9 protein-coding genes are annotated in these 8,320 nt (G+C 48.2%); 4 read left to right on the top strand and 5 right to left on the bottom strand.

Annotated features, from left to right (window positions below; translation table 11 throughout):
• The 5 genes from ACTHUE_RS07705 to ACTHUE_RS07725 form a co-directional block, all read right to left on the bottom strand.
• Window positions 1-176, bottom strand: a 176-nt coding sequence (locus ACTHUE_RS07705) for a CoA-binding protein (RefSeq protein WP_440423226.1), incomplete at its 3' end; no start/stop codon positions are given.
• A 55-nt stretch (window positions 177-231) separates the two neighbouring features.
• On the bottom strand, window positions 232-1,629 hold the full coding sequence (locus ACTHUE_RS07710; RefSeq protein WP_004519642.1) for a HAMP domain-containing sensor histidine kinase: 1,398 nt from the start codon (window positions 1,627-1,629) through the stop codon (window positions 232-234).
• Window positions 1,630-1,644: 15 nt separating this feature from the next.
• The gene (gene misR / locus ACTHUE_RS07715; protein WP_003748666.1) at window positions 1,645-2,322 is read right to left on the bottom strand and encodes a two-component system response regulator MisR; all 678 of its coding nucleotides are present in this window, start codon (window positions 2,320-2,322) and stop codon (window positions 1,645-1,647) included.
• A 207-nt stretch (window positions 2,323-2,529) separates the two neighbouring features.
• Window positions 2,530-4,362 carry a PglL family O-oligosaccharyltransferase gene (locus ACTHUE_RS07720; RefSeq protein ID WP_049344880.1) on the bottom strand — a complete coding sequence of 611 codons (1,833 nt, stop codon included), beginning with the start codon at window positions 4,360-4,362 and terminating at the stop codon, window positions 2,530-2,532.
• Window positions 4,359-4,715, bottom strand: coding sequence for a DUF2069 domain-containing protein (locus ACTHUE_RS07725; RefSeq protein ID WP_049336736.1), 357 nt, complete (start codon window positions 4,713-4,715; stop codon window positions 4,359-4,361). Before ACTHUE_RS07725 ends, ACTHUE_RS07720 begins: the two co-directional genes overlap by 4 nt.
• Window positions 4,716-4,932: 217 nt before the next feature.
• On the opposite strand from ACTHUE_RS07725, the gene hisC reads away from it, so the two are divergent.
• The 4 genes from hisC to ACTHUE_RS07745 form a co-directional block, all read left to right on the top strand.
• Window positions 4,933-6,018 carry a histidinol-phosphate transaminase gene (hisC, locus tag ACTHUE_RS07730; protein WP_049336735.1) on the top strand — a complete coding sequence of 362 codons (1,086 nt, stop codon included), beginning with the start codon at window positions 4,933-4,935 and terminating at the stop codon, window positions 6,016-6,018.
• A gap of 19 nt (window positions 6,019-6,037) precedes the next feature.
• Window positions 6,038-6,994, top strand: a complete 957-nt coding sequence (gene hisB / locus ACTHUE_RS07735) for an imidazoleglycerol-phosphate dehydratase HisB (RefSeq protein WP_070587450.1) — start codon at window positions 6,038-6,040, stop codon at window positions 6,992-6,994.
• 169 nt (window positions 6,995-7,163) lie between these two features.
• On the top strand, window positions 7,164-7,808 hold the full coding sequence (gene hisH / locus ACTHUE_RS07740) for an imidazole glycerol phosphate synthase subunit HisH (RefSeq protein ID WP_049336732.1): 645 nt from the start codon (window positions 7,164-7,166) through the stop codon (window positions 7,806-7,808).
• A gap of 72 nt (window positions 7,809-7,880) precedes the next feature.
• On the top strand, window positions 7,881-8,320 hold a 440-nt coding region (locus ACTHUE_RS07745; protein WP_440423224.1), incomplete at its 3' end, for a HisA/HisF-related TIM barrel protein.

The raw sequence follows: 8,320 nt of genomic DNA on the forward strand, positions 1-8,320 counted from the left end.
CCTGCTACACTGCTGTGTCGAAGATTGACGGGGGTGATTTTGCCTTGATATGAGGAACCGAGCAGGTGGCTGAAAATGCGTTCGCCAAGGCTGTGCGGACGTTCGCTGGCGCCGACGAGGATGATGTGTTCAGGCATGAAGAAGTAGCCGGAGCCGGTTTGGACGGTTGCGCTCATGATGGTTCCTTATTTGTGTTTTTGGCCGTCTGAAAAGTTTCAGACGGCCTTATTTTTAGACTTCTTTTTTGTCTCCGGCTTTCTTTTTGGGAAGGATAAAACGCATCCTCAGGCCGTTGGGTTTGACATTTTCAGCAATGATTTTACCGCAGTGCTGTTCCATAATGTGCTGTGTCAATGCAAGCCCTAAACCTGTACCGGGCTTGTGCGCGCTGGAGTCGGCGCGATAAAAGGCAGTGAAGATATGCGGAAGCTGCATTTCATCGACACCCGGACCGTTGTCGGTCACATCGATAATCCAGTGTTTGCCGTCTTGTCCGATATGGGTTTGAATGGTGCTGCCTTCCGGACTGTAATTGATGGCATTACGGATAACGTTGTCAAAGGCGCGGTATAGATAGCCTTCGTTGGCGCTGACCACGGCATTTTCGGGGATTTTTGGGTCAATGCTCAGGGTAACGCTTTGGTTGTTTTGGTGGGCAATGCTTTGGTTGTCCTCAATCAAGTTGGTTAAGAACGGAACGAGTTTGAGGTTTTCTTTTTCCAAAGGAATATTGGAAGTTTCCAAGCGGGATAGGGTCAACAATTCGCCGACCAGAGTATCCATGCGCACCAATTCGCCTTCAAGGCGCTTGAGGTATTGCTCTTGCTTTTGCGGCTGAGATTGAATCAGGCCGACAATCGCCTGCATACGTGCCAGCGGCGAGCGCATTTCATGAGAAACGTGGTGGAGCAAATGACGCTCTTTGGCAACAAGTTTTTCCAGTTTCTCGGCCATTTTGTCGAACTGCACGGCAAGGTGGGACAATTCGTCGTCACGGTCGTCAACTTGCTGGGAAATGCGGGTTTCGAGTTCGCCGTTGGCTACCCTGTCCATACCGCCGCCAAGAATTTTAATGGGCTTGGTAATGTTGTTGGCAAGGATGTATGCCATCAAGAGGCCGACGATGATGATGAAAGACAGAATGATAAATTCGTGCCAAATCGGCGAGAGCGGCAGGCCGGGAATGAAGAGCGGGCTGGGCAGGCGTTGGGCTTGATGGTTGTCCCAGCCTTTAATGAAGAAGAGGTATTCTTCGCCGAAACGGTCGTATTCGATGTGGGCTAAATCGGATTCGGGATTGTTGATGGCAAAGATGCGGGCGCGTTCGATGGACAGGCTGTCGATGTTGCGGCCTAAAATATCTTTTTTATCGTCGCCGGTAATCACATAAACGGCATTGGAAACCGGATTGTTTTTCCATTCCGAAAGAATTTCACGCGCACCGCTGTCTCCGCGCGAGTTAAACGCGGAGATGATGCTGCTCATCAATGTGGTTTCGATGGTGCGGCGTTGGTTGAATTGGTTTTCGGCGAGGGTGTTTTGTACCAGCCAAAATGAAAAACTCGCCACAAAGATTGCGCAGACGATGACTGCGCAAAATGTGGCGAAGATGCGTTGAAACAGTTTCATTGATCTGTTTAATCTTTAGTTTTTAACAAACAGGTAGCCTAAGCCGCGTACAGTTTGAATCAGGGAGGCATCGCCCAATTTGTGGCGGATGCTGGAGATGTGTACGTCGATGCTGCGATCAAATTTAGCCAGTTTGCGGTCGAGTGCCTCGATAGACAGGGTCTCTTTGCTGACGACTTGTCCGGCGTGGCGCATCAAAACTTCGAGCAGGTTGAATTCGGTGCTGGTCAACTCAAGCGGAGTGTCTTTGATGCTGGCTTGGCGTTTGGCAGGGTAGAGGACAACGTCGCTGACAGAAATGCTGTTAGGCGCGTTGTTTTGTTCGTTGCTGTGTTGCGCACGGCGCAGGATGGCGTTGATGCGGGCCAAGAGTTCGCGCGGTGTGCATGGTTTCGGAACATAATCGTCCGCACCCATTTCCAGACCGATAATGCGGTCGATGTCGTCGCCTTTCGCGGTCAGCATAATGATGGGCACGGTGCTTTGGGTACGTACGTTTTTCAGTACGTCCAAACCGTTCATTTTAGGCATCATGGAGTCTAATACGACGACATCGTATTGTCCGGTCAGAATTTCTTGAACGCCGGCTTCGCCGTCGGGAACGCTATGAACGTTGAGGCCTTCGGCAGTCAGGTATTCGGTCAGCAATTCGGTCAAGAGGGCATCGTCATCTACGAGTAATACGCGACTCATGGAATTTCCTTTTCGTGATTGTATGCGCCGTGGCACTAAATAGGCGGTGCGGCGCTTAAAATAGAGTTGTATTCAATCTTAACATGCAATCTGCTTTTGTTGATAGCGTAATTTTCTGTGCTTTTGCGCTTTTTTGCATAGAAACTTGCTGCTCTTTACATTTTCAGACGGCCTGTAAGGACAAACTGACAATTAGGTGTGTTTTGTTCAGGGTTTGTCGCATGATTGGGCGGTTTGGTGTTTCGGTGCGTTGATGAAATCTTTGCAATCGGACAAAAGTTTGGGCAGTAAGGGGGCGAATGTCGGGTGGCTGCGTATTTTGTCGGCGTAGAAATACATCATATAAGGATAATAATATTGCATTGCCTGCATCCATTGCGCACCTTCTTCTTTTTTACCTTGTCGGTAGAGGTAAAGGCCAACTTGGTAGGCGCTGGAGTAGGGGCGGTAGGTCAGGGCTTTGAGTGCGGCCTCTTCTGCCCATGGGTGGATATAGGCATCGGTCGGATCTGCACGTTTGCTCAAGCTCAAATCGGCGTAATAGGCAAGCATGGGGCTTTCTTTGGAAAGTCGTTGCAAGCCGTCGATTTTGTTTTGAACCGTTTGCTGATCATCGGTTTTCCCTACACGGCTATATTGGGTCAGATTTTGATATTCCCAGCTGAGGTTTGCTATGCCGATTAAAATCGATAAAGCAGCTATACCGCTTGCCCATTGTCTGATTCGGGTGGATAAAGGGCCGTCTGAAACATCTTTCGGATAAGAGGGTGTCAACGACAGAATCAGGCTGAATACAGTGAGGAAGTAGATATACCAAAGAGGATATTCAAGCATGCTGTGGCAAAGGCTGACGGCGGCGGCAGTCAGTAAAAACAGCGAGGCCGGCGTTTGATTGCGGCCCAACAGTCGCCACACGGCTGCAAGCAGGGTTAAGGCTGCAAGTAAGGTGCCGGCAATGCCCATTTCGGACAATAACTGCATGACGATATTGTGCGAATGGGTAAACAGTACGCCGAGGATATTGTTGGGGAAGTATTGTTGTTGGGCATTGATCAGGAAGGTTTGTTGGGCAAAACTGTTCCAGCCATGGCCGAACCAAGGTGCGGATTGAAAGGCAATCCATGCCTTGCTCCATTCGATTTGGCGCATGGAACCTTCAAAACCGCTGGTGCCTGCGCGTTCGACAGCGGTTTCGTATTTGACGTTGCCAAACAAGTCCAACAGGCTGCCCATACCGAATTGGAAAGCGGCGGCCAGGATGGCGGTCAGGAGAAAAATGCACAGTGCGCGTTTGTGTTGGAAACGGGTACGCCAAAACCATAACGGTGTAATCAGGAATAGGGCGGCAATGTAGCCTAAGATGGTGCGTGAGTTGACAAGGCCGAGGGTTGCGGTCAAAGCCAATACAAACAGAAAACCTGCTGTATTGGACATTTTGCGTGCCGTCCATAAATAGGATGCCGCCAAAATGCCCCACATTAAATAATGTCCCAAATGGTTTCGTTGGCCGAGTTGGCCGTTTACGGTGCCGTTGCTTCGGGCAATGATGCCGTTCAACCACTCTACGTTGGACCAGCCTTTAAATTGCAGCCAAACGATGGCAGCCTGCATAGTTGCACCTATCAATAAAGACCAAGCGAAGATGCTGACGACGCGCTCCTGTCCGTAAGCTGCTACCCAGCCCCGCACCGACCATGCGCCCAGTGCCAAAATGACAAAGGTCCAGGCAGTAATATCGCTCATGCCGGGGTAGGTCGAATGCATGAGGCGTGCTTGGAGCAACCAAAATGCAGCCATGGCAAACAGGCCGATACTGAGTGTGGGAAGACGGATATTCAGCAGGCCTTTGTGTGCGCTAATCAATGTCAGTACCAATGAGCCGCTCAGTGAAATGGCTTCCAGATAAAAGCTGGGTAGTGGGCCGACTCGGTAGAGTGAAAGAAAAGGGACGGCGCAAATCCAAATAAAGCTGAGCCATAAAGGCCAAAAGGTTTTCACTGAAGATTCGGTCAGGCCGTCTGAAAGTGTGTGGTAGGTCATTTTGATGTGTGTTTTTGTTGTTTGATAAATGCAAGGCAGCCGAGGAAAAAGGCAATGCACAATAATACGGAAACGGCGGCGCAAATCCGGCTGGCGACGGCTGTGTCAGCCAGGCGCATACAGGCTTCGGCAAAGTAAATCAGAATTAGCATGGAGCTGTATTGGTAAGTGTAGATGCGTTTTTTCAAAATACCGGTCAACGGCAAGCACAAAGGCAGGGCTTTCAGTGCCAACCATGAGCCGCCTTCGCGCAATGGAGCGATCCACAATTCCCACGACAAGGAAAGCAGAATCAGCAGGATAAGGCTTATGGACGTTGCAAGATAAGGTAATGGGGAGCGTGTATTATTCACAAGATTGAGGGCGTAAGCCGTACTGGAAAACTTAAAATTATACCGCTAAAAAGGCGGGGTAAGCCAAGAATATTGCTTAAAGATGCTCAAGAAAGGATTTATTGTTTTTTCTTCAAATTAATGAAACTTTATCTTGTTTTATAGTCTTATTAATATATATATCTAATAAAGATTGTGCTACTATTATAAATACTTTATCTCAGGAGGATAGAAAACCATGAATCGCGTTGCTGAAGTTATCCGTGATGATATTAAAGTAATGACAGCCTATCAGGTTGCTGATTTGCCGGAAGGTTTTATTAAGTTGGACGCTATGGAGTGTCCGCATCATCCTTTCGCCGGATATGAATCTTTGTTGTCAGAATGGGCGGACTTGGCAAAGCAGGCACCGATTCATTTGTATCCCCATACTGCCAAGAGCGGGATTTATGAAGAATTGAGGGAAATTTTCGGTATTCCCGATAAAGCGGAAATCGCATTGGGCAACGGCTCAGACGAGCTTATCCAGTTTTTGACTATGCTGGTTGCCAAACCAAATGCGCGTGTATTGGGTATTGAGCCAAGTTTCGTTATGTATCGTCATAATGCCGCGCTTTATGGTATGGAATATGTCGGTATTCCCTTAAATCCGGATTTTTCTTTAAATCTTCCTGCCGTTTTGTCTGCGATTGAGCAACATCAGCCGTCATTAATTTTTATTGCCTATCCCAATAATCCTACCGGCGTGTGCTTTAAACGAGAAGAAGTAGAGGCGGTCATTCGTGCGGCAACCGGCATTGTGGTTGTCGATGAGGCATATGGCGCGTTTCATCATGACAGTTTCCTTCCGTGGGCGGGCGAAGTCGAAAACCTGGTCGTAATGCGCACCATCAGTAAAATCGGCTTTGCAGGCTTGCGGATGGGATATGCGGCGGCAAGTCCAAGCATTATGGGTGAACTGGCCAAAATCCTTCCGCCTTACAATATGAATCAATTAAGCTTGGCGGCGGCAAAATTCTCATTGAAACATCATCAAATCATTCAGCAAAACATTGATATATTAAAAAACGAGCGTTCGCGCGTGATGAATGAATTGTTGAAATTAAACCGTTTGGAAGTTTTTCCGAGCGAAGCCAACTTTATTACCGTTCGCGTTCCTGATGCGGACGGGCTGTTTGAAACATTGAAGCAATACCGCATACTGATTAAAAAACTGCATGGCAGCCATCCGCTTTTGGATCAGTGTGTCCGCATAACCATAGGCTCGGCAGCGCAAAATGATGCTGTCTTGGCCGTTATTAGAAACCTTTACCCCAATCTTTGATTCCAAGGAAACTACCATTATGAACAAAGCTCAACTGCATTTGACCAATTTTCTGTTACTGGTTGAAGAAGCCGGTTCATTGACCAAGCTTGCACGCGCGTGCGGTTATGAAAACTCCGCCTCTTTGTCTCAGCTCAAACGCCGTTTGGAACAACAAGCAGGCGATGAGTCTGCACGCGGCATTCGTCCGAGCCTGGCTGCGAAGTTGGAATCCGGCATGCACAAACGCAAAGGCTGGCTGAACCGTGATCACAGCAAAGACCAAGAAAAAGCAGCAGCGGTTGAAGTGGCGCGTTTGGAAAAACAAACTGTCGAAGCAGTCGAAGCTGGTGTTTCAACCGAAGACCGTTTTGTTACCGTTACCCGCAATACCTGCGAAACCCAAATCACCGTCAGCCTCAACCTTGACGGTACCGGTAAATACCGCTTGGATACCGGCGTTCCTTTCCTTGAACACATGCTTGCCCAAGTGGCGCGCCATGGTTTGATTGACTTGGATATTACCTGTAAAGGCGATTTGCACATTGACGACCATCACACGGTTGAAGACATCGGTATCGTGGTGGGTCAGGCCTTGAAACAGGCGCTTGGCAATAAAGCCGGCATTACCCGTTACGGTCATGCCTATGTTCCGCTGGATGAAGCGTTGAGCCGCGTGGTCATCGATCTTTCCGGCCGTCCTGGTTTGGTGTATAACATCGACTTTACCCGCGCCCTGATTGGCCGTTTTGATGTTGATTTGTTTGAAGAATTTTTCCACGGCCTTGTGAATCACAGTATGATGACCTTGCACATCGATAATTTGAGCGGCCGTAATGCACATCATCAAGCCGAGACCGTTTTTAAAGCCTTCGGCCGCGCCTTGCGCATGGCGGTCGAATACGATCCGCGCATGATGGGTCAAACACCTTCTACCAAAGGCACGCTGAGTGAAGAATCTGTTCAAGAAGAAGCGGAAGCCGCGTCTGAAGAATAAGGCATCGTGTGAATGAATAAAGGCCGTCTGAAACCGATTGGGATTTCAGACGGCCTTTTATTATTTGTCTTGTATAGTGGCAATATTTTGTTTTAAACCATCTTTTGCTACAATCATTCTTATTATTATATTAATCATTAAATGTTTTCAGACGGCCTGAGGAGAAACAATGAAAGTAGCGATTGTCGATTATGGAATGGGAAACCTGCACTCAGTATTGAAATCTGTTCAGGCGGCGCAGGCCTTGTCCAATCAAAATGCTGAAATTTATCTGACTTCGCGGCCTGAAGAGGTGATGGCGGCGGATAAGGTTATCTTTCCGGGGCAGGGCGCCATGCCGGATTGTATGTCGGCGCTGAAGGCAAGCGGTTTGGGCGAGGCGGTTTCAGACGGCCTGAAAAACAAGCCGTTTTTTGGAATTTGCGTAGGTGCGCAATTATTGTTCGAACACAGCGAAGAAGGCGATACAGATGGTTTGGGTTGGTTTGAAGGACAAGTAAAACGGTTTTTGCCCAATCAAACCGATGCACAGGGAGGCCGTCTGAAAGTGCCGCATATGGGTTGGAATACAGTGCGCCAAACCCGTCCGCATCCTTTATTTCAAGACATTGGGCAGAACGAGTATTTCTATTTTGTCCATAGCTATTATTTTGCACCGAAAAATGAAGAGATTATTTTAGGTGTCAGTGAATATCCGAATGAATTTGCCTGCATTGTCGGTAAGGACAATGTATTTGCCACACAATTCCACACGGAAAAAAGCCATCAGGCAGGATTGCTGCTGCTGCGTAATTTTTTAAATTGGCAGATTTGAGGCTTTAACATAAATCTGCTAAAAATCGCTAATTTGTGTAAAATATACTGAAATTGAATAGAGGAGAAGAAAATGCTGTTGGTACCTGCCATTGATTTGAAAGAAGGACGCTGTGTTCGCTTAAAACAAGGTTTGATGGAGCAGGCGACGGTGTTTTCCGACTCGCCGGCAGAGATGGCGTTGCATTGGCGCAATCAAGGCGCACGCCGTTTGCATTTGGTTGATTTGAACGGCGCATTCGCAGGCGTTCCTCAAAATTTTCCGGCGATTAAAGAAATTTTGGCCGCCGTGGTTAAAGATATTCCGGTACAGCTTGGCGGCGGTATCCGTGATTTGGGCACCATCGAAAAGTATTTGGATTTGGGTCTGACCGATGTGATTATCGGTACGGCCGCGGTAAAAAATCCTGAATTTGTGCGCGAAGCATGTAAGGCCTTTCCGGGTCAGATTATCGTCGGCTTGGATGCCAAAGACGGTATGGTGGCGATAGACGGTTGGGCAACGGTAACGGA

The organism is Neisseria sp. P0021.S005, assembly GCF_051956955.1.

Coding starts and splice junctions, on each gene's coding strand:
- ACTHUE_RS07710 (WP_004519642.1), bottom strand. CDS start 1,629: ATGAAACTGTTTCAACGCATCTTCGCCACATTTTGCGCAGTCATCGTC.
- misR (WP_003748666.1), bottom strand. CDS start 2,322: ATGAGTCGCGTATTACTCGTAGATGACGATGCCCTCTTGACCGAATTG.
- ACTHUE_RS07720 (WP_049344880.1), bottom strand. CDS start 4,362: ATGACCTACCACACACTTTCAGACGGCCTGACCGAATCTTCAGTGAAA.
- hisC (WP_049336735.1), top strand. CDS start 4,933: ATGAATCGCGTTGCTGAAGTTATCCGTGATGATATTAAAGTAATGACA.
- hisB (WP_070587450.1), top strand. CDS start 6,038: ATGAACAAAGCTCAACTGCATTTGACCAATTTTCTGTTACTGGTTGAA.
- hisH (WP_049336732.1), top strand. CDS start 7,164: ATGAAAGTAGCGATTGTCGATTATGGAATGGGAAACCTGCACTCAGTA.